This window comes from Pseudomonas sp. Z5-35 (assembly GCF_051131945.1).
Classification (GTDB): Bacteria; Pseudomonadota; Gammaproteobacteria; order Pseudomonadales; family Pseudomonadaceae; genus Aquipseudomonas; species Aquipseudomonas marvdashtae.
Genome location: NZ_CP071640.1, coordinates 3,036,354 through 3,056,960, shown reverse-complemented (window position 1 = coordinate 3,056,960; position 20,607 = coordinate 3,036,354). Strand labels below are relative to the sequence as shown.

Genomic DNA, 20,607 nt, shown 5'->3' with positions numbered 1-20,607 from the left:
TCAGGAAACCGCCAGTTCCAGCGGGATTTCCAAGGTGAACACCGCGCCTTGCCCAGGCCCGTCACTGTGGACATGAAGGCGGCCGTTCATCTCGACCGCCGCTAAAGCGCAACTGTGCAAGCCGAATCCGTGGCCGTTCTTGCGGGTCGTGAACCCGTGATTGAAGATCCTGGCCAGGTGCTCAGGCGCGATGCCTTCGCCACGATCCTTGACGGTCAAACATAAGGTTGCCGGCTCGACGATACGAATGCCCAAGACCATTTCCCTAGGCGGTTCGATATGGGACATGGCGAACTTGGCATTGCTGATCAAATTGATCAGGATCAGCAGCAACCGGTGCTTGTCGCCCAGCATCACCGGTGTGTCCTGATAATCCTTGATGACGGTGACATGGTGCCTGCTCAGCGCGCCCGAATTCATGCGCAATGCATCTTCGAACAGCTCGGCGATATTCAGCGGCTCGATCAGCCTGGCGGCCCCGGCGTAGGTTTGCTGGGTCGTGACGATTTCCTTGATGTGATCAATGCTTCTGGTCAGTTGCGCCAGCTCTTCAATGAGCAGCGCCTGTTCGGCGGCAACGGAGTCGGCCAGTTCATTAAAGTAGCGGGGCAACAGCTTGCCTTTTTCGTCCTCGGTGATGAACTGGCCCAGATCCTGGGTATGTTCGTTCATCATCCTGACAGCTCGCCCCAATCCCTGCGTCTTGCTGTTCTTCAACTTGCGGGTCACCAGCTCCGCTGAAATATTCACGCTGTTGAGCACGTTGCCGACGTTGTGCAAGACGTTCGTCGCGATCTCGGCCATGCCCGCCATGCGCGCGGCATCCACCAACTCGCGCTCGGCCTCTTTCAGCTCCTGCGTACGCGCTTGCACGCGCTCTTCGAGGTTGTCGTTGGAAGCCTGCAGCTCATGGTTGATCTGATTGATCACCGAATAGCTGCGCACCAGCCGCACGGCGAGGTAAATCATCAACAGCGCCATCAGGCTGGCGCAGATGGCCAGGTACATATGGTACTGGCGGTCTGTGGCGGCCGTCCGGCGTTGCGTTTCGTTCAATAGCTCATTGATGCTGTCCAGTTCCTGGGCCACGGGTATGACGCTGATGCGATCCAGCAGGTCGTTGACCAACGGCTGCTCTTGAATGATGGTCTTGACGTGCTGTATCAGGGCGATAAAGGTCGGGCGAGAGGCGGCGGGCAACGAATCAATGTGTTGTTCGAGTTCATTTAACCGGTCTTGTACTTCCGCCGCTTTGTCCGACGTGACGTAGAGGGCGTATTCCAAAGTCGTCAACGCCAGGTCGAGGACATTGGAGGCGGCCGTCAAACGGGCAATGTCCCCGTCGGCTTTCATCTCCTGCAGCAAGGTTTGTATTTGATCCTCAACCGTCGGTAGTGCGTCCAACGACGTACGCAAGTTGGCATTGTGTTGCTCGAATTGCGCCACCAACAGGCTCTTGTTCTTGACCGCATCCACATAGCCCTGGCGCCTTGAGGCCCACAGCGTTGCCAGCGGACCGGAGTGGTTCAGTCGCTCCAATTGCTCCCATCGGCTTTGCGCTTCGGGCGGCGGGGTGAGCGAAAGGTTGTTGTTGACGCCTATTTTTTTCCGAAGGATTTTTACGTTCCAGTTCGCGTCGGCTTGTTTGAGTTGGCGAATGAAGTCGCGCGACTCGAAGTAAGTCGATGTGTCGTAGGTGTAGGACTTTATTAAAAAGAAAATCAACGCCGAGAAAACAATCAGCGCTACGGCCAACAAGGCGGGCCATTTGTATTTTCTGAAGAGAATGGTCACGCGTTTCTCCTGTTCACGATGGAGACCGAAGCACGTGGTCGATTCTGCAACGTGGAAATGATCAGGGCGAAAGGCTGCGCGGGGGTATAGGAGAGGGGTAGCGTCGATCTGCTTTTGCCTGGGTACACGTTGAATTCCCTGCCAACGACGAACATTGGGTTCCTCATTGAACGAAGTGTAGCGTCAACGAGGCGGGGCGGCGCTTTGTTCGGCAGTTGTCGTGCGGGGGAGGCGCGGCCAGGACGGACCGCGCCGATGGACCTATTTGTTGAGATCGATGAAAGGCAGGGCGGTGTTGGGCAACATGGTGGTGGGCAACTCGCCGTTCCAGCGCTCGGCCTTGGTCAGTTCCACCAGGTTCTGGTTACTGGCCAGCGCCTGGGCGCGAGCCTTGATCGCTTCGGCCTCGGCCCTGCCGCGCAATTCAGTGGCGAGGGCATCTGCCTTGGCCTGGGCAACCTGCGAATCGGCTTCCGCCTGGGCCTGGGTCACGCGGATCTGCGCCTGGACCTGCTCGGTGGCGAGCTGTTGCTCACGGGTCTTGACCTGGACTTCCGCCGCCATGCGCGCTTCGATGGCTTTTTCGTAGGCATCGCTGAAATCGATGTTCTCGACCTGGACGCTGTCGATGATCACCGGTCCGGTAATCGTCGCCTTGATTGCCGCCGAAATATCGTTGACCAACTGAACGCGGTTCTGCACTGCCGCGACAGCGTTGAACTTGCCAAACACGTTCTCGACCTGGGTCGGCACCTGTCGGCTGATCATCCGGTCCCGAATGCCTTCGAGGTCCTTGAACTGGGTATAGACCTTGGCCACATCGGAAGGCGCGATGTGCCAGGACACCGACACCTTGAGCTCGGCGGATTGCTGGTCCTTGCTGTACGCCTGCAAGTCATTGTAGGCGGTGACCTGGCTTTGCGTGCTGATCAAGCGGACCGACTCGATAAACGGCATCTTGAACGACAAACCCGGCTCAACCACGCCGACCAGGGCTCCGTTGCGCAAGAGCACGCCGCGCTCGGTCTCATCAACGGTGTACCAACTGCCATAGAACACGCATAACAGGACCACGCCGAGAATTGCAGCGGCGATCGAACCGATGGTTTTGCTGTTCACTTTACTTTCCTTGAGTGGGGTTGGAGGTGGCATGCACTGTTTCCTTTGTGAAGACCGTCACTGTTTTTTCAAACGCCAGACACGAAAAAGCCCTGAAAATTCAGGGCTCTAACGTTAGAAGATGGCGGAGGCGATGGGATTCGAACTCATGGACCTGTTACAGTCGACGGTTTTCAAGACCGTTGCCTTAAACCACTCGGCCACACCTCCGTATTGCGTTGCGGGCGCCATAATACCCGAATGAAACACACTGTCAAACTCTCTACGTAGCTTGTTACAGAGCGTCTGTTATGATCCATGCCACTGAATGTTTCAAAACCGGAGGAGTGTCGCCATGCGCGAACAGGATTACGCAGTGAACAACAGCGTGCAGGCTGAGCAGCTAGAGGTTAGCCGCGTCCTGCGCAACACTTATGGCCTGCTGGCACTCACGCTCGCTTTCAGCGGTGTGATGGCCTTCGTCGCACAACAGATGCGTGTCGGTTACCCGAACATCTTCGTCGTGCTGATCGGTTTCTACGGCCTATTCTTCCTTACCAACAAGCTCCGCGACTCGGCCTGGGGCCTGGTTTCGGCGTTTGCCCTGACCGGTTTCATGGGCTTCTTGCTCGGCCCGATCCTCAACCGTTACCTGGGCATGCAAGGCGGCGCTGAAGTAGTCAGCTCGGCTTTCGCGATGACAGCCCTGGTATTCGGCGGCCTGTCGGCCTACGTGCTGATCTCCCGCAAGGACATGAGTTTCCTGAGCGGTTTCATCACCGCCGGTTTCTTCGTGTTGCTGGGCGCGGTGGTGGCTAGCTTCTTCTTCCAGATCAGCGGCCTCCAACTGGCAATCAGCGCCGGCTTCGTGCTGTTCTCGTCGGTCTGCATCCTGTACCAGACCAGCGCCATCATCCATGGCGGCGAGCGCAACTACATCATGGCGACCGTCAGCCTGTATGTGTCGATCTACAACCTGTTTGTCAGCTTGTTGCAGCTGTTTGGCCTGATGGGTCGCGATGACTGATATTGCTGGAGCGTCTGCTTCGGTGTGAGCTGTTGACGTGAGAAACGGCGCCTCTCCTGAAAGGGAGGGCGCCGTTTTTTTCGCCTTTTTTTCGGGTTATTGCGGGACCGGCAAGAGAACCATCACAACCAGGGGTTTTGCGCCAAGTGCTGACTCTCAAAGCGGCGAATCTGTTGCGCGCGTTGAAGTGTGGCACCAATGGCATCCAACCCGAGCAGCAGCGATTGCTTGCGCAGTCCGTCGATCTCGAACGCAACGACAGTACCGTCCGCTAGTTCAATGCACTGGCCAGGCAAATTGACGTTGATGTGCGCCGTTTCGGCCTGGCTGATAACGTCCGCGACTTTCTTCCACCGGGTCTCGGGAAGCTCAATCAGCAGTACCCCGTTTCGCTGGCAATTGTCGTAGAAGATCCCCGCGAAGCTCGTACCGATCAGCGCCCGAATGCCCATCTGCTGCAACCCCCACACAGCGTGCTCCCGGCTCGAGCCGCAGCCAAAATTGTCGCCCACCACCAGGAACGTTGCCCCACGCCAGCCGGGTCTATTGAGGACGAACTCAGGATTGGGAACGCCAGGCTCCAGCCATCTCAGGTCGAAAAACAGGCCACGGTCCAGCCCTTGGCGGTCGATGCCCTTGAGAAACTGCTTGGGCATGATCACGTCAGTGTCGATGTTGGCAGGCAGCAGTGGGGCGGCGATGCCAGCGACGGTGTCAAAAGGTTGCATGCTTCAAGCCTCCGCGAGCAGTGAACGAACGTCAGTCAAATGGCCGGTTATCGCCGCGGCAGCGACCATGGCCGGGCTCATCAGGTGGGTACGCGCGCCTGCGCCCTGGCGTCCTTCGAAGTTGCGATTGGTGCTGGACGCGCAGCGATCCCCGGGGGCGAGTACGTCATCGTTCATCGCCAGGCACATCGAGCAACCCGACTGGCGCCATTCGAAACCGGCGTCGCGGAAGATCCCGGCCAGTCCCTCTTCTTCGGCCTGGTCACGCACGGCCGTGGAGCCGGGCACGATCATCGCGCGCACATGGGCCGCCACGCGCTTGCCGCGTACGACACGTGCCGCATCGCGCAAATCTTCGATACGCGCATTGGTGCAGGAGCCGATGAACGCATGGCTGATGACGACCTCATTGAGCAGCATCCCTGGTGTCAAGCCCATGTAGTCCAGCGCCCTTTGCATGCCCTGGCGCAGGATGGGGTCCGGCTGCGTCGATGGGTCCGGCACGCGCGCGCCTACCGGCAACGCCTGGTCGGGGCTGGTGCCCCAAGTCACCATGGGTTCCAGCGCATTGACATCGAGTGTTACTTCCCGATCGAACAGCGCGCCTTCATCGCTGTGCAATGCTCGCCACTTGGCCACGGCCCGTTCCCACAATTCGCCCTGGGGAGCCCGGGGCTTGGCTTGCAGGTAGGCGAAGACTTTGTCATCCGGGGCCATGAAGGCGCCTCGGGCTCCGGCTTCAACGGCCATGTTGCAAATGGTCATCCTGGCTTCGACGCTCAGGGCAGTGATGGCCGGGCCCGCGAATTCGATGGCATATCCGGTGGCACCGGAGGCGCCGATCTGTTCAATCAGGGCCATGATGATGTCCTTGGCGGTGACTCCCGCCCCGAGCTCGCCATTCACTAGGACGCGCAGGGTTTTCAAGCGCTTGTAGACCAGTGTCTGCGTTGCCAGCAAGTGTTCTATTTCAGAGGTGCCGATGCCAAAACCGAACGCGCCCAATGCGCCATAGGTGGTGGTATGGCTATCGCCGGCGGCGACGACCATGCCCGGCAGGATAAAGCCTTGCTCGGGGGCCACGACGTGCTCGATGCCTTGGCGTTTGTCGAGTACATCGAACAGCTCAATGCCGAAGTCGCGACAGTTTTCGGCGAAGTACGACACCTGCCGGGCACCGCCGGCATCCGGCATGGTCGCGATGCGCTGGGGCGTCGTCGGGTTGACGTGGTCGACCACCGCAAGGGTTGCGCTCGGCCGCCAGACGCTGCGGCGGGTTTCGCGCAGGCCGCTGAAGGCTTGCGGGCTGGTGTACTCGTTCGCGACTTGGCGGTCGATGTAGAGCAGCACATGACCCTGGTCATCCAGCGGGCAGACGGTATGGCTGTCGATGTGTTTCTGATAGAGGGTTCTCGGGCTGTTCATACGAGCGCTTCTTGTCTTGGCGGGGCTTGCCTGCGAACAGCATATTCACCATCAAGGCGGCATCAAGAGCGCTAAAGTGAAGGCGTTGCACACGAGTCGTGATCAATCATCCGGCAGGGGCGGCGGGCAGGCCGCCCCGAGGTGAAGTGATCAGCGCCTGCCGGTGCGGGTGCTGACGTCCACCCACACGGCCAAGACCAAGATGCTGCCTTTGACGATCATCTGCCAGTAGCTGTCGACGTCGAGCATCGACATGCCGTTGTCCAGGCTGGTGATGACCAATGCGCCGAGGAGTGCTCCGTAGACCGTACCGGAGCCGCCGCGCATGGAAGTGCCGCCGATGAAGCAGGCGGCGATGGCGTCCAGTTCGCCCATGTTGCCGGCCGACGGTGAGCCGGCGGCCAGGCGCGCCGTGTTGACCATGCCGGCGAGGGCGCACATCACGCCCATGATGCCGAAGATCCACAGTTTCACCGCCTGCACGTTGATGCCCGACAGGCGCGTGGCCTCCATGTTGCTGCCCACCGAATAGACGCGCCGGCCGAAGACGGTCTGGCTGGTCACGTAGCTGAACACGCCGAGCAGGATCAGCAGCAGCAACACCGGAACCGGAATCCCGTCATAGCTGTTGAGCGTGTAGACGAACCCGGCCAGCACCGCGCCAATCAACACCACCCGCACCACGTCCCGCGCCAGAGAATGCGCCGCGAGGCCGTGAAGGGCACGATTGCGCCGCTGCTTCCAGGTCAGAAACAGCGTCAGGGCGAACAACAGCACGCCAAGTCCCGTGCCGACCGCGTGGGGCAAGTAACCCTGGCCGACATAAACCAGCTCCGGCGACACCGGGGCGATGGTGGTGCCACCGGTGATGCCCAGCAGAATGCCGCGAAACGCCAGCATGCCGCCCAGACCCACGATGAAGGAGGGGATGCGCAGGTAGGCGGTCATGTAGCCGTTGGCCAGGCCAATGACCAGTCCGCACAGGGCGACCACGCTGAGGTTCGCCAGCAGCGGAATGTGGTAGACCACGTCGAGAATCGCTGCCAGCCCGCCCAACAGGCCCAGCAACGAGCCCACCGAAAGATCGATCTCGCCGCTGATGATCACCAGCACCATGCCGCAGGCCAGGATGCCGGTGATGGACATCTGCCGCAGCAGGTTCGAGAGGTTGCGCGGGGTCAGGAAACCACCGTCGGTTTGCCAACTGAAGAATAGCCAGATAATCGCCACGGCAATCACCAGGGCAAGCATTTTGTAGCGGGTGAACAGTTGTTTGACCTGGTTCATCTACGCGGACTTCCGATCATTGTTGTGAGGGTCTTCGGGATGGCTGAGCGCGGCAGCGAGCACCTGTTCCTGGGTCAATTGCTGATTGATGAAATCGCCGCGCAGCTGGCCTTCGCCGATCACCAGCACGCGATCGGAAATCCCCAGCACTTCGGCCAGCTCCGAGGACACCATGATGATTGACACACCGTCGGCCGCCAGCGCGCCCATCAGCTTGTAGATTTCGTACTTGGCACCGACATCCACGCCGCGGGTTGGCTCGTCGAGAATCAACACCCTGGGCTTGGTCAGGAGCATCTTCGCCAGCACGGCTTTCTGCTGGTTGCCCCCGGAAAGGCTGGTGATCGGTAAAAACGGGGTCGCGGTCTTCAGGTGCATGCGCGAGATTTCCCGGTCGATGCTGCCCAGCTCGGCCTCGGCGTCGATACGGGTCAGTTTCGAGTAGTTGTCCAGCACGGCCAGGGTGATGTTCTGGCCGACGCCCAGGTCCGGAATGATGCCTTGGCGCTTGCGGTCTTCGGGGACCATGCACAGGCCGGCGCGGATGGACTTGAGTGGCGTGCCGGTGTCGATGGGTTGGCCGTCCAGCCAGACTTCGCCTTCATGACGACCCGGGTAGGCGCCGAACAGCGCCGACACCAGTTCCGTGCGGCCGGCGCCTACCAGCCCGGCGATGCCGAGGATCTCCCCGCGCTTGAGCTCGAACGAAATATCGTCGACGCGTTTGCGCCTGGGATTGTCGACGTCGTAGCAGGTGATGTGGCGCGCTTCGAAAATCACCTCGCCCACCTCATGGGGTTCGGTGGGGTAGAGGTTGCTCATTTCCCGCCCGACCATTTGGGTAATGATCTTCGGGATGTCCATGTCAGCCATGGCCGTGGTTGCGATGTGTTTGCCGTCGCGAATCACTGAAATGGTGTCGCACACGGCGGCCACTTCATCGAGCTTGTGGGAAATATAGACGCAGGCAACTCCCTTGGCCTTGAGGTCGCGGATGATGTCCAGCAGCACGTCGATTTCCGAGCGGGTCAAAGCCGAGGAGGGCTCGTCGAGAATCAACAGGCGCGCCTGTTTGTTCAACGCCTTGGCGATTTCCACCAGTTGCTGGTAGCCACCGCCGTACTGCGAAACCGGCAGCGAGACATTCATGTCCGGCACTTTGAGTTCGCGCATCAGGGCTTCGGCGCGATGGATCATCGCCGGGTAATTCATGCGCCCGCCGGGCAGCGTCAACTCGTGGCCCATGAAGATGTTTTCGGCCACCGACAGGTCGGGAACCAAGGTCAGTTCCTGATGGATGATGACGATCCCGGCGGCTTCGGTGTCGCTGATCGATTGGGCTTTGAGCGGCTGGCCGTCCCAGAGGATCTCACCTTGCCAGGTGCCGTAGGGATAGACCGCCGACAGGACTTTCATCAGGGTGGATTTGCCCGCGCCGTTCTCGCCGCAGAGGCCGACGCATTCACCTGGCTTGACCTTGATGTCGATGCCATTGAGGGCTTTGACACCGTCGAAAGTCTTGACGATGCCGTTCATTTGCAACAGGTATTCGGACATGGCGAGGGCTCGTAGAAAAGGGCTCACACATCAACGACAACCCCGCGGGACGAATATGGGTCCCGCGGGGAGGGCGCTCAGGTCATTGTCCGGCGATCTGTGCCTTGGTATAGAACCCGTCCTTTTCGAGCAGGTCGATGTTGTCCTTGGTCAGCGCGGTGGGAGTGAGCAGGATGGTGTCGACTTTTTTGTTGCCATTATCGTACTGCGAGCTGTAGGTGGGTTTTTCGTTGCGCGCCAGTTGAACCGAGAGCTTGGCCGCTTCGGAGGCGATCAATTTCAGCGGTTTGTAGACAGTCATGGTCTGCGTGCCATCGATGACGCGCTTGACCGCCGCCAGGTCGGCGTCCTGGCCCGAGATCGGCACCTTGCCGGCCAATTTTTGCGCGGCCAAGGCCTGGATGGCGCCGCCGGCGGTGGCGTCATTGGAGGCGACGATGCCATCGATCTTGTTGTTGTTCCGGGTCAGGGCGTTTTCAACGATGCTCAGGGCTTCGGTGGGGTTCCATTCCTTCACCCATTGCTGGCCGACAATCTTGATGTCGCCCTTGTCGATGGCCGGCTGCAGGACCTTCATCTGGCCCTCGCGGAGAATCTTGGCATTGTTGTCCGTGGGCGCGCCGCCCAGCAGGAAATAGTTGCCCTTGGGCGCTGCCTTCAGCACACCGCTGGCCTGCATCTCGCCAACCTTTTCGTTATCGAAGGAAATGTAGGCGTCGATATCGGCGTTGAGGATCAGCCGATCATAGGACACCACTTTGATCCCGGCCTTCTTGGCTTCGGCGACGGCGTTGGTCAGCACGGTGGCGTTGAACGGCACGATGACGATCACGTCGACGCCACGGGAAATCAGGTTTTCGATCTGGGAGATCTGCTTTTGCTCGTTGGCGTCCGCCGATTGCACGAAGACTTTGGCGTCGAGTTTTTCCGCCGCCGCGACGAAGTAGTCACGGTCCCGGGACCACCGCTCCAGGCGCAGGTCGTCGATGGAGAAACCGATTTTCGGGTGGGTGGCGTCGGCCATGACCGGGAGCGATAGCAGGGCCAATGCGCCGGCGAGCAGGGTACGTTTGAAGCTTTTCATGGTGGTGCGTCCTTTTATTGTTTTTTGAAAGACACTGCCTGACGATGAACGTGATGCCGGTAGAACTGTAGAGCGTTGCTTGGCGTTGCGGGCACAGATTTGTCGCGCGAATGTAACAAGCTCGCTGCGCCCGCGAACCGGATTCACTGTCAGGGGTAGATGAACCGGTTGACGACGTTTTCGAGCATCTCTTGCCGACCGCTGACGGCTTGCGGATCCAGGTCGTTGGTAAAGGCGTGCTCGGCCAGCGATTCGAGGCTGTAATCACCCGCCAATACCGCTTTGCCGAATGACTGCTGCCAGCCGGCGTAGCGCTGGTCCTTGAAGGCTTGCAACTGATCGTTCTGCACCATGGCCGCCGCGCGCTCCAGGGAGAGAGCCAGCACATCCATCGCCGCGACATGACCGTGGAACAGGTCGATGTCGTCCAGGCTCTGGCGGCGGACCTTGGAATCGAAGTTGAATCCACCATTGCCGAAGCCCCCAGCCTTGAGGATTTCATAGGTGGCCAGGGTCATTTCCTCGACGCTGTTGGGGAACTGGTCGGTGTCCCAGCCGTTCTGCGGATCGCCACGGTTGGCGTCGATGCTGCCGAAGATCCCCAGCGAGACCGCCGTGGCGATTTCATGATGGAAACTGTGCCCGGCGAGCGTGGCGTGGTTGGCCTCGATGTTGACCTTGATCTCGTTTTCCAGGCCGAATTGTTGCAGGAAGCCGAACACCGTTGCGCTGTCGTAATCGTATTGATGCTTGGTCGGTTCCTGGGGCTTGGGCTCGATCAGCAGGTCGCCCTTGAAGCCGATCTTGTGCTTGTGGTCGACCACCATGCGCATGAAACGACCCAGCTGTTCACGCTCGCGTTTCAAATCGGTATTGAGCAGGGTTTCGTAACCTTCACGGCCGCCCCACAGCACGTAGTTCGAGCCTTTGAGGCGCTGGGTGGCGTTCATGGCGCTGAACACCTGGGCGGCGGCGCAGGCAAATACTTCCGGGTTCGGATTGCTGGCGGCGCCTGCGGCGAAGCGGGGGTTGCTGAAGCAATTGGCGGTGCCCCAGAGCAGCTTGATCCCGGTCTGTTCCTGATGGCGCTCCAAGTGGTCGACCATCTGCGCGAAGTGGTTGCGGTATTCCTTCAGCGATTGTCCTTCCGGCGCGACGTCTGTGTCGTGGAAGCAGTAGTAGTCGATGCCCAGCTTGGAGAAAAATTCGAAGGCCGCTTCGGCCTTGCCGATCGCCAGCTCCAGCGGGTCCCCGGCATGCTGCCACGGGCGCTTGAACGTCCCGGCACCGAACACGTCGGACCCTGGCCAGACAAAAGTGTGCCAGTAGCAGACGGCCATGCGCAGGTGCTCGCGCATGGGTTTGCCGAGTACCAGCTTGTTGGCGTCGTAATGGCGGAAGGCAAGCGGCGAGTCGCTGCCTGGGCCCTCATAGCGAATCGTCTCGACATCGGGGAAGTACGGCATGGGACGGTTTCCTTTTTATTCTTGGCGGTGTCCCGATACTAACGCCGCCCCTGCCGGTGCAGATTATGAAAATCACCAACAGACAGTTCGATTTTGAGTATTGAGAATCAACGCCTGCGCGCCTAGTCTGTGTCGATCGGCATAGGGAACACACCATGAAAACCGTCCCGCCCGTTCACCGCATTGCCCTGCTGTTCAATGGCAGCAAGATCTACGATCGCGGCATTATCAGCGGCATCGGCAACTACCTGAGCAGTACGCGCGCGTCCTGGGACCTGTTTCTCGAGGAAGATTTCCTGTGTCGCTTGAAAGGGATCGAACGCTGGCAGGGCGACGGGATCATTGCAGACTTCGACGACCCGCTGATTGGCGAGGCGCTGGCCGGGATCAAATTGCCGGTGGTGGCGGTGGGGGGCTCGTACCAGGACGAACGCGCCTACCCCAAGGGCATTCCGTATGTCGCCACGGATAACCACGCCTTGATCAAGCTGGCCTATGAGCACCTGATCGAGGCTGGGTTGACGCGTTTCGCCTGCTTCAGCCTGCCCGAAGCCCAAGCCAATCGCTGGGCCCAGGAGCGGGAAAAGGCGTTTCGCCAATTGGTCCAGCGTGATGGCTTGCCGGCCGAGGTCTATCGCGGCATGGGCACCAGCGCACCGCTCTGGGACAGCGCCGTCGAACAGCAGATCGCCTGGCTGCAAAGCCTGCCCAAGCCCATCGGTATTATCGCCGTCAGCGACGCCCGGGCCCGACAGTTGCTGCAAGCCTGCCTGACCGCCGGGATCGCCGTGCCGGAAGAAGTCGCCCTGATCGGCATCGACAACGACCCGTTGACCCGCAGCCTGACGCGGGTACCCCTGAGTTCGGTGGTGCAGGGCACCGAAACCATGGGCCGAACCGCCGCACGTCTGCTCCACCAAATGCTGCACGGCATGCCCTCCACCGGCACGCAGATCCTGGTCCCGCCGGATGCGATCAATGTGCAGGTATCGAGCCTGCATCAACCGCTGGGCAACCCTAATGTCATGCAGGCACTGCTGTTCATTCGCCAGTACGCCTGCCAGGGCATCAAGACCGCCCAAGTGGCGGCTTATGTAGGCATATCGCGCTCATCGCTGGAGTCGCATTTTCGCAAGGAGCGGGGCTGCAGCGTCCACGACGAAATCCTCCGTTTCAAACTGGCCGCCGCCGCCAACGGACTGGAAAACAGCGATTCGCCGATTGCCGACATTGCCCAGAACTGTGGTTTCAAATCGGCGCAGTACCTGCACACCGTGTTCCGTCGCGAATTCGGCTGCACGCCTCGGGAGTACCAGGTGCGTCAGGCTGATTGAGGAAATGACACAGGGCTGCAGACGGCTCTGGTCATCCTTATCCGGCTTACAACTATTGCTGGGAGTAATAGTGACCATTACCAAATGCAAGTTCTGCTTTGCCGGCATTCAATGGAAAATCAGCGCCATCGAACACGCCACCGCGTACTTTTATTTTCAGGATCCGACCCATGCGCCCTTTGTCTTTGCTTGCCCTGGCGTTCTCCCCGTTGTTGCTGGCGGGCTGTGCCTCGGCGCCGAACGACCCGACGCTGACCTTGCAGACGAGCAAGACGCCGGCCCAATACGCCGAGTGCGTCGTACCGAAGCTGCAAGGCAGCGCGTTGAGCCCTTTGGTCTCGCAGACCCAGCGCAGCTACCGCATCGTCGTGCCGAGCAAAGTGTTGGCGGACAACGTGCTGGAAGCCTACAAGGCCGGCAGCGGCGGCAAGGTGTTCATCTATGAGCGCCACCTGCTGGCCTCCAATCTCTTGCCGTCGAGTTTCGAGCGCGCCGCACAGGAATGCATCTGACCGGTTCGTAAACGCTTTTTACCGTGCTCCTTTGGTTGGCCGCAACCAACCAATCCCCTTGCCCCGCACCGCATTCGGTCGCGGGGCTTTTTTTGTAGACGGGAACCGTACGTGCCGGTTGTGAGAGGATGGCGAACGCAAAGTCGCCGCACCTGACAAGGACCGATATGAAAATGCTCCCAGCGCGCACCATTCCATTCGTCTTGACGCTTGCGGCCCTTTGCGCGCCGGTGCAGGCCTCGACGTGGCAGATCTGCGATCTCGAGCTGAAAGTCACCGAAGTGGTGAAACGGCCCACGCCAGAGCTCCAGGTCCAGGTATTGAAAGCGCGTCCGGCCTCGCCCGGCGTGGAATGTCCGGAGGAGGGCGCGGTGCTCGGTTTCGTCCCGGAAACCACAGACTACCAAGCCACGCTGCCGCGCCGGCAATGGCCCGCAAAAGGCCAGACGGTCCGGATCAAATACCGCTACCTGGATGGGATCTGCAAAGGCGATGGCAACGACTATCCCTGTCGTATCGAGCATTATCCGTTTGGGTCTCGATAAACTCGTCACTGGTTGACGAGCGCTTCCGCCTCCATCGCGGCTCGAACACTGGGTCGCGTCTCGATCCGGGCCATGTAAGAAGCCAGGATTGGCCAGCCCCTGATGTCGATATCGAAGAACGGCAGCCATTTGAGTACCGTGAACAGGTAAGCATCGGCGAGGCCGAAACTGCGCATCAGATAAGCTTGCTGCCCAAGCGTGTCGGTCAGATAGTCGAGACGCTTGAACAGTTTCTGCTTGAAGATCGCCTTGATCGTTTCCGGGATATCACCGTTGAACAGCGGGGCACAGCCGCTGTGGATTTCTGAGGTAATGAAATTCAGCCACTCTTGCAGGCGAACCCGTTCCCAAGTGCCACTGGCCGGCGCCAAGGGGTTGCCGGGAACCAGATCGGCCAGGTACTGGACAATGGCGGGTCCCTCGGTCAGTACCTCGCCGTTGTCCAACACCAGCGCAGCCACGTAGCCCTTGGGGTTGATGTAGAGGAAGTCCTCCCCGTCGGCGGTTCGCTTGGTCTTGTTGTCGACCCGGATCAGCTCAAACGCGAGGTTCAGTTCCCGCAACACAATGTGGGGGGACAATGAGCAGGTCATGGGAGCGAAGTACAGTTTCATGGTGGCCCTCGGCGACGCTTTATGCCGGAGAGCATCGGTGAGCGCTGGAACATTTTCAAAGGACTTTTTGAATGTTAGCGTATGACAAAATCTCATGAGCGCCGCGAAACCCCATGGTTGTCAAAGTTCCATCCCTAAACGGTCTTAAGGCCTTCGAATCGGCCGCGCGGCACATGAGCTTTACCCAGGCTGCGCAGGAACTGAACGTCACTCAGACGGCCATCAGTCATCAGGTCCGGCGGCTTGAAGATGAATTGGGCGTGCGGTTGTTCCTGCGGCTCAAGGACGGCCTGGCGTTGACGGAGGAGGGGCGCGCCTATTTCCCGGGCGTGCGCTCGGCCTTTCGGGAGTTGCGTGATAGCACGCAGGCATTGCTGGACGATGTGCGCAACAGCGCATTGACGATCAGCACCCTGGTGTCCTTCGCGTCCAAATGGTTGCTGCCTCGATTGGCGTCTTTCCAGCAAGCGCATCCCGATATTGATGTGCGCGTTACCGCGTCCACTGAATTGGTGGACTTTCGCAAAGGTGGAATCGATGCGGCCATTCGTTACGGGACCGGCGAATGGAAGGGCGTGCACGCCGACTGGTTGATGTCCGATGACATTTTTCCGGTGTGCAGCCCCCGGTTGCTTGAGGGCCCCAAGGCCTTGAAGACGCCCGCCGATCTAGCCCAACACGCTCTGTTGCAGGTCAGTGGCATGACCCGCGACGATTGGAGCCTCTGGCTGGATGCCGCAGGCCAACCGAGCACCCTCGCCGAAGGCTCACGGCTGACTTTCGACCTGGCAATGATGGCGGCCCAGGCTGCCAACGACGGCCTGGGCGTTTGCATTGGTCGCTCGACGTACGTCGATGACGATCTGAAGGCTGGACGACTGGTCGCGCCGTTTGACCTGAGGTTGAAATCCGATCTCGGTTTTTATCTGGTGGCCCCAATCGACACAGCTCATTCGAAAAAGGTCGAGGCGTTCAGGCGCTGGTTGATCGATTCGATAAGGGAGACAAACACACCGGCCACCCTGAAGCTAGATTGAAAGGCCGTACCAATCGTCAATCCCTGTCTCGTCCCGGCTGGAATGCTCCAGCAGGAAACCACAACGTTGAAGCACTTTCACCGAGCCAATATTGGCCGCGTATACGTTGGCCTGCAATCGACCGAGGCGCCAGTGCGACTGGGCCTGCTGGATCAAGTGCTTCACCGCCAGTGTCGCCAATCCCCGTCCACAGGCGTCCTGGGCGATCCGATAGCCGATTTGCGCTGACCGCCCGCCAGTGTCGATGTCTTTCAGGTTCGCTCGTCCGATAATCCTTCCGCTTGCGTCTTCAATCACAAACGGGTGCCAGGTCGCAGCGGCTAAGCGAGACAGGTGATCGGCGATGTGCTCGCTGACACCCTGGATCGAATAGAACGCCGAGTCGCGCGCATCGATGTGGCGTTCGAACCATTCGCGGTTCTGCACTTCAAACGCCAGCAATGCCTCGGTGTCGCCGAGTTGCAGGGTACGAATCCTGATGTTTTCCTTGTCCATGTATCACGTCCTGTTTTCTACCAAATACATTCATGGTGCCAGTGCCGCTACTGCCGCGTAATGCTCTTCATTTAAGACGTTCAACAATCCTGTGGCGAGGGAGCTTGCTCCCGCTGGGCTGTGAAGCAGCCCCAAATGGGCAATGCGGTATTCCAGACGGATCGCGTTGGCAGGTTTTGCGACTGCTGCGCAGCCAAGCGGGAGCAAGCTCCCTCGCCACGGTTCAACTGAACAGCATTACGCTACTGCGGCGGGCGTTGTGGCAAGGCGGAGTTGCCAAAGGTGTTTCCCATGCGAATTCGCGTAGCGGACTGGTTGTACAGGCCCAGCTTGTTCGGCGCGCGCTGGTCGATCGGCACGTTCATCGCTTCCTGGTTCTTGCGAGCTGCCGCCGTGCCCTTCGGGTTGGCCATCTGCTCGCTCAGGCATTCATAGGACAGTGCCTTGTAGCCGTTCACCTCGACATTGATGCATCCCTCATTCACTGGCTCGGCGGCTTGCACCCACAAGGGAAGGATAAGAAACAGTGGCGTGAATACGCGACAGTCCATGACGAGGTTCCTTTTCGCGGCGGCAGAAGAATCCAATCTACCTCGGAATCGCGCAGTGTATGGCGATGTTTTTTTTGCAGCGACCGTCACACAAACGACATGTACAGCTCTCATGATGCGCCAACGCAGGGCGTCGACACGCCGTTCGGGCCGGAAGCCGTCTATGTCAAGAGAAGCGCTGAGCAGGTGCTGCCTCGCGCCCACGGTACTGTTTTTTTTGCTCCATGCGCTGATGCCGCAAAGGGATGCGTGGTCAGCCACGCCTGCGCCTCGTGAGGCTGACCACCGAGCGGATCGCTTTGTCGAATTTGCAATTCCCGCTCAGGAGCTGAGTGCTGCCCTGGACCTTTACAGCAGAACCAGCGCAATGGCGATTCTGGTTGATCGCCAGCTGACGCATGGACGACGGTCGACGGCTGTGAATGGGCGCTTGCATGCGCGCCAGGCGCTGGAGCAGTTATTGGCCGGAACTGGCCTGATGGCGCTGTACACTGGCGCGGATGCATTTACCGTCAAACGGGCCGAGGTCGCCAGCCGGGCAGATACGTCGCCACGCCACGGCAACCCCAGGCTGCGCGAGAACAGTTTTGCCAACGCCTTGCAGTCTGCGCTGGAGCAGGCGCTATGTCGTTCCGTGGTGACTCGCCCGGGCCGTTATCGCGCAGCGTTGCAGGTGTGGGTGGGCGCGTTGGGCGAGGTGCAGCACAGTCGCTTGCTGGCTTCCACCGGTAATGACCAGCGTGATGCGGCGATTATCGAGGCGCTGGGCCGATTGAATATCGGCCAGATACCGCCGACGTCGTTGCCGCAGCCGGTGACTGTGCTGGTGGTGCCGGACGCCGCTGCCGCAGGCATGGAATGCAACCCATAGGAAGGAGCGGTAAAGCCATGACGGAAAAGGAGCAGAGCGCCATGCTCAAGGTGTTCCTGGCTTCCTATGATGTGTTTCGCGCGCGCCTGCGTCGGCGTCTGGGCTCCGATGACCTGGCCAACGACGTATTGCATGAAACCTATCTGCGGGTAGACCGCATGGAACAGCCGGTGGATGTGCAGAAACCCGGCGCCTACCTGTTTCGCATGGCCCTCAATATCGCCGCTGACCGTCGTGCACAGGACGCGCGACTGCTCACCGGTATCGAAATCGAAGAGCTGATGCAAACGGTCGACGAGCATCAGGACCCGGCGGTGATCGTGGGCGGTCAGATTGAAATTCGCGCGCTGATGCAGGCGCTGACCGAACTTTCCTCCAGGCGTCGGCAGATATTGATGGCATCGCGGATGGAGCAAACGCCGCATCAGGAAATCGCCCAGCGTTTCGGCATTTCCACCCGGATGGTCGAGAAGGAACTCAAGGCTGCGCTGGAATATTGTGCCGATCGCCTGGAAAGAAAAGTGATCCAGCGGTTCGGTCCCGGTGCGGGAAAACAGTCTTAGGTCATGAAGCGCGTGTCGCGCGTACTTTCTCGAGTCATTTCACGTTTGAAAAACATGTCCATTAGCGCATCTGAATCGGTCACCGCCACGGCTGGCCAGCTCCGGGAGGAAGCCTTCCACTGGCTGGTGCGCCTGACTTCCGGGCACGCCACCCAAGCTGATGCCGAGGCCTTTCGCCGCTGGAGCGCCCAGAGCGCCGAACATGCCCGGGCGTTTGTCCAGGCCCGGCAGTTGTGGCAAGCCATGGCGCCTGCCGAGCAAATGCTCCAAGGCGTACAGGCGGCGAAGGTCATCGATCATCCCCGACGTTTCGGCCGGCGAGCGTTCCTCGGCGGGGCGATTGCCGCGTCGGTGGCGGTGCTGGTCGCGCGTCCGGCGCTGTTGGATGGCGGGTCCATGGGGGCTGATTTTCATACCGGCGTGGGTGAGCAACGGCGTGTCGACCTGGTCCAGGGCATAGTGCTTGAACTCAATACCCAGACGCGTATCAGTCAGCGCATCGTGGCCGCTGGCGATGCCGCCATCGAAGTGTTGAGCGGCGAAGTGGAAGTCCAGGCCCGTACGCCTTTGCGCGTATTGGCCGGGAATGCCGAGCTGCTGGCCGATGGCGCGCGGTTCAATGTGCGGGCCATCGATGGCAGCGTGTGCGTAACGTGCCTGGAAGGCAGTGTGCAGGTCCAGCACCAGGGACGTCGCGTGAGCCTGGTGCAAGGCTTGCAGTTGACCTATACCGCGCAGCGCCAAGGCCAACCCAGCGCCTTCGACACCCAGCAAGTGATGGCTTGGCGGGAGCAGATGCTGGTGTTCAACGACGCACCGCTGGCGAGCGTGATCGACGAAATCAACCGCTACCGCCCTGGGATGATTGTGTTGATGAACGCGCAGCTGGGCCAGCGCAAGGTGCAGGCGCGCTTTAGCCTTGCGCAATTGGCGAATGTCGCCGTGCTGATTCGCGATGCCTATGGCGCCTCGATCACCGAGCTACCGGGCGGCATCGTGCTGGTCAGCTAAAACCGCCCATGGAATATCATTCAAGCGGCGCCAATACCTGGCGGTACTGCTCGGTGCCTTGCGCCGTGCGGCGGTTGAAGCTGATCTCCAGGCCGGCCGGATTTTCCTCCTTGCTGCCGGTCAGATGGCTCCAGCCGCGATCCGCGCGCCATACCCGCACATCGACGCGCTCCAGTTCACTGAGCACCGCCACACCTTCCTTGGGCGCAGGCAACGGGTAGCGCGACCGGGCGGCACCGGCGGCGCGAAACAACGTGCCGTTGTCGACCCACCACTTCACGCGCTGCACGCTGCCGTCCTGCGCCGCCGTGGCGCGTATCAGTTCCAATTGCAACGGGTCGCTGTCGCTGCTGCGAATGCTGATCGCCGCAGGCGCCGGGCGGCGGGTGACAGACGGGTCGTCAGGGGCTTTTGGCTCGGCCAACTCAGTGGTGGCGCGCAGGGCGAAGTCTCGCTGCAACTGGTTGAGCGCACGCATCAGTTGCGCGTGTTGCTCGACGCTGTCCTGCAAGTGAGCGTCGGCGCGGGTCACGCCGTCGAGCCCGCGCCAGGCGATCAGGCTGACGATCGTCATCAGCATAATGGCGACCATCACCTCAATCAGCGTGAAGCCTTTTTGCCGGTCCATCAACGCACCTCGATGCGGCCAGTCGCGGTGCGCGTCACCGATACGCTGGCCTGGTTGCTGGACAAGGTGACTTGCAGAGGGGGGCCAATCCATTCGGCATCCAACACCAGGGTTTTGCCCTGACGTATCCGCACCTCCACCGGCGCCGAATCCCAGCGTCTTGGCCGTAGTTGCGGATCGTTGATGAACTCCCGATCCCGCGCGTCGACGACATCCAGCCGCACGAAACGGTAGCCCTGGCTGTCGGCGACCCAGGCGATGCGCCGGCCATCGCTGCGTGCTTCGGCCTGGGCGGTCTCCAGCAGCAAGGCCAGGCGCTTGGCGTCTTCACGCAGGCCGCGCGCCGGGTCGGCGTGGATGTTCAAGCTGATGGCGGCGCTGGCAATGCCGATGATCACCAACACCACCATCAGTTCGATCAGCGTGAAGCCTTGTTGCCGGTGTCGCCAATTATTCATGAGGCGCTGCGCCTGTAGCTGGGGTGGATTTGCAATAAAAACGTGAGGAAGCACGGGTAGCCTGATTCACTGGAATTCACGGAGGATCCGCTCATGCGCCATTTCCATCGGCTGAACCCAGCCACCCTGGTACAAGCTGCCGCCGTGCTTGCCAGCGTGGCGGGGCTGGTCACATGGGGTTTTTTGCTCAACGATTCGGCGCCCGTGCAAGCCCAGGCCAGCAGCGAAGCCTTGCCACCGCCGGCCGCCACCGGCCAGGAGGCGGCCCAGTGGTTTGCCAGTTCGGCGCATACCCTGGAGATCAAGCTCAGCGGCCTGTTGGCCGGCCCGAATGGCGCGGTAGCGGTCCTCAGTATCGATGACGGGCCGCCCCGGGCGTTCCTGGCGGGGGAGCAACTGGGGGAGGGCGTGCGCTTGCGTGGTATCGAAGGCGACGCCGTGGTCATCGACCGCGCCGGCACTGAATCGCGTTTGCCGATAGCCCGCCTGCCGGCGCCGGTGGCGCTGCCGTCGCTGCGTTGA

Annotated in this window: 22 protein-coding genes and 1 tRNA gene; 9 read left to right on the top strand and 14 right to left on the bottom strand. The window is 60.4% G+C overall.

The genetic code is table 11. The features are described 5' to 3' along the window. The 3 genes from J3P95_RS13950 to J3P95_RS13940 all read right to left on the bottom strand — a co-directional run bounded on the left by J3P95_RS13950 (position 1) and on the right by J3P95_RS13940 (position 3,123). Positions 1-1,794, bottom strand: coding sequence for a DAHL domain-containing protein (locus J3P95_RS13950; RefSeq protein WP_434580906.1), 1,794 nt, complete (start codon positions 1,792-1,794; stop codon positions 1-3). 261 nt (positions 1,795-2,055) lie between these two features. Further along, positions 2,056-2,913: an SPFH domain-containing protein gene (locus J3P95_RS13945; RefSeq protein WP_434557409.1), complete on the bottom strand. Its 858-nt coding sequence runs from the start codon at positions 2,911-2,913 to the stop codon at positions 2,056-2,058. 122 nt (positions 2,914-3,035) lie between these two features. After that, positions 3,036-3,123: transfer RNA gene (locus J3P95_RS13940), tRNA-Ser, on the bottom strand. Positions 3,124-3,247: 124 nt separating this feature from the next. Here J3P95_RS13940 and J3P95_RS13935 point away from each other — a divergent pair. After that, a complete protein-coding gene (locus J3P95_RS13935; protein WP_186609995.1) occupies positions 3,248-3,919 on the top strand; it encodes a Bax inhibitor-1/YccA family protein in 672 nt (223 codons plus the stop codon). 122 nt (positions 3,920-4,041) lie between these two features. Here J3P95_RS13935 and leuD read toward each other — a convergent pair whose 3' ends face one another. From leuD to xylA, 6 genes are all read right to left on the bottom strand, one after another. Then, entirely contained in the window at positions 4,042-4,647 is a 606-nt protein-coding gene (gene leuD, locus J3P95_RS13930) for a 3-isopropylmalate dehydratase small subunit (protein WP_434580907.1), read from the bottom strand. Positions 4,648-4,650: 3 nt separating this feature from the next. Further along, positions 4,651-6,072 carry a 3-isopropylmalate dehydratase large subunit gene (gene leuC / locus J3P95_RS13925; protein ID WP_434580909.1) on the bottom strand — a complete coding sequence of 474 codons (1,422 nt, stop codon included), beginning with the start codon at positions 6,070-6,072 and terminating at the stop codon, positions 4,651-4,653. 150 nt (positions 6,073-6,222) lie between these two features. Further along, complete coding sequence (locus J3P95_RS13920; RefSeq protein WP_434557406.1) at positions 6,223-7,359, bottom strand: sugar ABC transporter permease; 1,137 nt, start codon at positions 7,357-7,359, stop codon at positions 6,223-6,225. Then, complete coding sequence (xylG, locus tag J3P95_RS13915; protein ID WP_434557405.1) at positions 7,360-8,916, bottom strand: D-xylose ABC transporter ATP-binding protein; 1,557 nt, start codon at positions 8,914-8,916, stop codon at positions 7,360-7,362. It abuts the gene before it with no gap. Between the two features lie 82 nt (positions 8,917-8,998). Further along, on the bottom strand, positions 8,999-10,000 hold the full coding sequence (xylF, locus tag J3P95_RS13910; protein WP_434557404.1) for a D-xylose ABC transporter substrate-binding protein: 1,002 nt from the start codon (positions 9,998-10,000) through the stop codon (positions 8,999-9,001). 149 nt (positions 10,001-10,149) lie between these two features. Next, positions 10,150-11,466, bottom strand: coding sequence for a xylose isomerase (xylA, locus tag J3P95_RS13905; protein WP_434580911.1), 1,317 nt, complete (start codon positions 11,464-11,466; stop codon positions 10,150-10,152). A gap of 155 nt (positions 11,467-11,621) precedes the next feature. On the opposite strand from xylA, the gene J3P95_RS13900 reads away from it, so the two are divergent. The 3 genes from J3P95_RS13900 to J3P95_RS13890 all read left to right on the top strand — a co-directional run bounded on the left by J3P95_RS13900 (position 11,622) and on the right by J3P95_RS13890 (position 13,857). Further along, on the top strand, positions 11,622-12,800 hold the full coding sequence (locus J3P95_RS13900) for a XylR family transcriptional regulator (RefSeq protein WP_434557402.1): 1,179 nt from the start codon (positions 11,622-11,624) through the stop codon (positions 12,798-12,800). Between the two features lie 170 nt (positions 12,801-12,970). Then, a complete protein-coding gene (locus tag J3P95_RS13895; RefSeq protein ID WP_434557401.1) occupies positions 12,971-13,312 on the top strand; it encodes a hypothetical protein in 342 nt (113 codons plus the stop codon). A 167-nt stretch (positions 13,313-13,479) separates the two neighbouring features. Then, the gene (locus tag J3P95_RS13890; protein WP_434580913.1) at positions 13,480-13,857 is read left to right on the top strand and encodes a hypothetical protein; all 378 of its coding nucleotides are present in this window, start codon (positions 13,480-13,482) and stop codon (positions 13,855-13,857) included. Positions 13,858-13,862: 5 nt separating this feature from the next. Here the strand turns inward: J3P95_RS13890 and gstA are convergent, their stop codons facing one another. Continuing rightward, positions 13,863-14,471, bottom strand: coding sequence for a glutathione transferase GstA (gene gstA / locus J3P95_RS13885; protein WP_434580915.1), 609 nt, complete (start codon positions 14,469-14,471; stop codon positions 13,863-13,865). A gap of 113 nt (positions 14,472-14,584) precedes the next feature. On the opposite strand from gstA, the gene J3P95_RS13880 reads away from it, so the two are divergent. Further along, positions 14,585-15,508 carry a transcriptional regulator GcvA gene (locus J3P95_RS13880; protein WP_434580917.1) on the top strand — a complete coding sequence of 308 codons (924 nt, stop codon included), beginning with the start codon at positions 14,585-14,587 and terminating at the stop codon, positions 15,506-15,508. Here the strand turns inward: J3P95_RS13880 and J3P95_RS13875 are convergent. Further along, entirely contained in the window at positions 15,500-16,003 is a 504-nt protein-coding gene (locus J3P95_RS13875) for a GNAT family N-acetyltransferase (RefSeq protein ID WP_434580919.1), read from the bottom strand. The genes J3P95_RS13880 and J3P95_RS13875 overlap by 9 nt on opposite strands. Positions 16,004-16,245: 242 nt before the next feature. After that, positions 16,246-16,554, bottom strand: coding sequence for a hypothetical protein (locus tag J3P95_RS13870; RefSeq protein ID WP_186639264.1), 309 nt, complete (start codon positions 16,552-16,554; stop codon positions 16,246-16,248). A 367-nt stretch (positions 16,555-16,921) separates the two neighbouring features. Here J3P95_RS13870 and J3P95_RS13865 point away from each other — a divergent pair, with 367 nt between their 5' ends. Genes J3P95_RS13865 through J3P95_RS13855 form a run of 3 tightly spaced genes read left to right on the top strand, consistent with a single transcriptional unit; the run spans position 16,922 to position 18,999 of the window. Next, entirely contained in the window at positions 16,922-17,425 is a 504-nt protein-coding gene (locus J3P95_RS13865; RefSeq protein ID WP_434557399.1) for a secretin and TonB N-terminal domain-containing protein, read from the top strand. Positions 17,426-17,442: 17 nt separating this feature from the next. Next, a complete protein-coding gene (locus J3P95_RS13860; protein WP_434580921.1) occupies positions 17,443-17,988 on the top strand; it encodes an RNA polymerase sigma factor in 546 nt (181 codons plus the stop codon). Between the two features lie 54 nt (positions 17,989-18,042). Next, positions 18,043-18,999, top strand: a complete 957-nt coding sequence (locus tag J3P95_RS13855) for a FecR family protein (protein WP_434580923.1) — start codon at positions 18,043-18,045, stop codon at positions 18,997-18,999. 16 nt (positions 19,000-19,015) lie between these two features. Here the strand turns inward: J3P95_RS13855 and J3P95_RS13850 are convergent, their stop codons facing one another. Then, a complete protein-coding gene (locus J3P95_RS13850) occupies positions 19,016-19,627 on the bottom strand; it encodes a PulJ/GspJ family protein (protein WP_434557396.1) in 612 nt (203 codons plus the stop codon). Beyond that, complete coding sequence (gene gspH / locus J3P95_RS13845) at positions 19,627-20,085, bottom strand: type II secretion system minor pseudopilin GspH (protein WP_434557395.1); 459 nt, start codon at positions 20,083-20,085, stop codon at positions 19,627-19,629. Before gspH ends, J3P95_RS13850 begins: the two co-directional genes overlap by 1 nt. 93 nt (positions 20,086-20,178) lie before the next feature. Here gspH and J3P95_RS13840 point away from each other — a divergent pair, with 93 nt between their 5' ends. Continuing rightward, positions 20,179-20,607, top strand: coding sequence for a type II secretion system protein N (locus J3P95_RS13840; protein WP_434580926.1), 429 nt, complete (start codon positions 20,179-20,181; stop codon positions 20,605-20,607).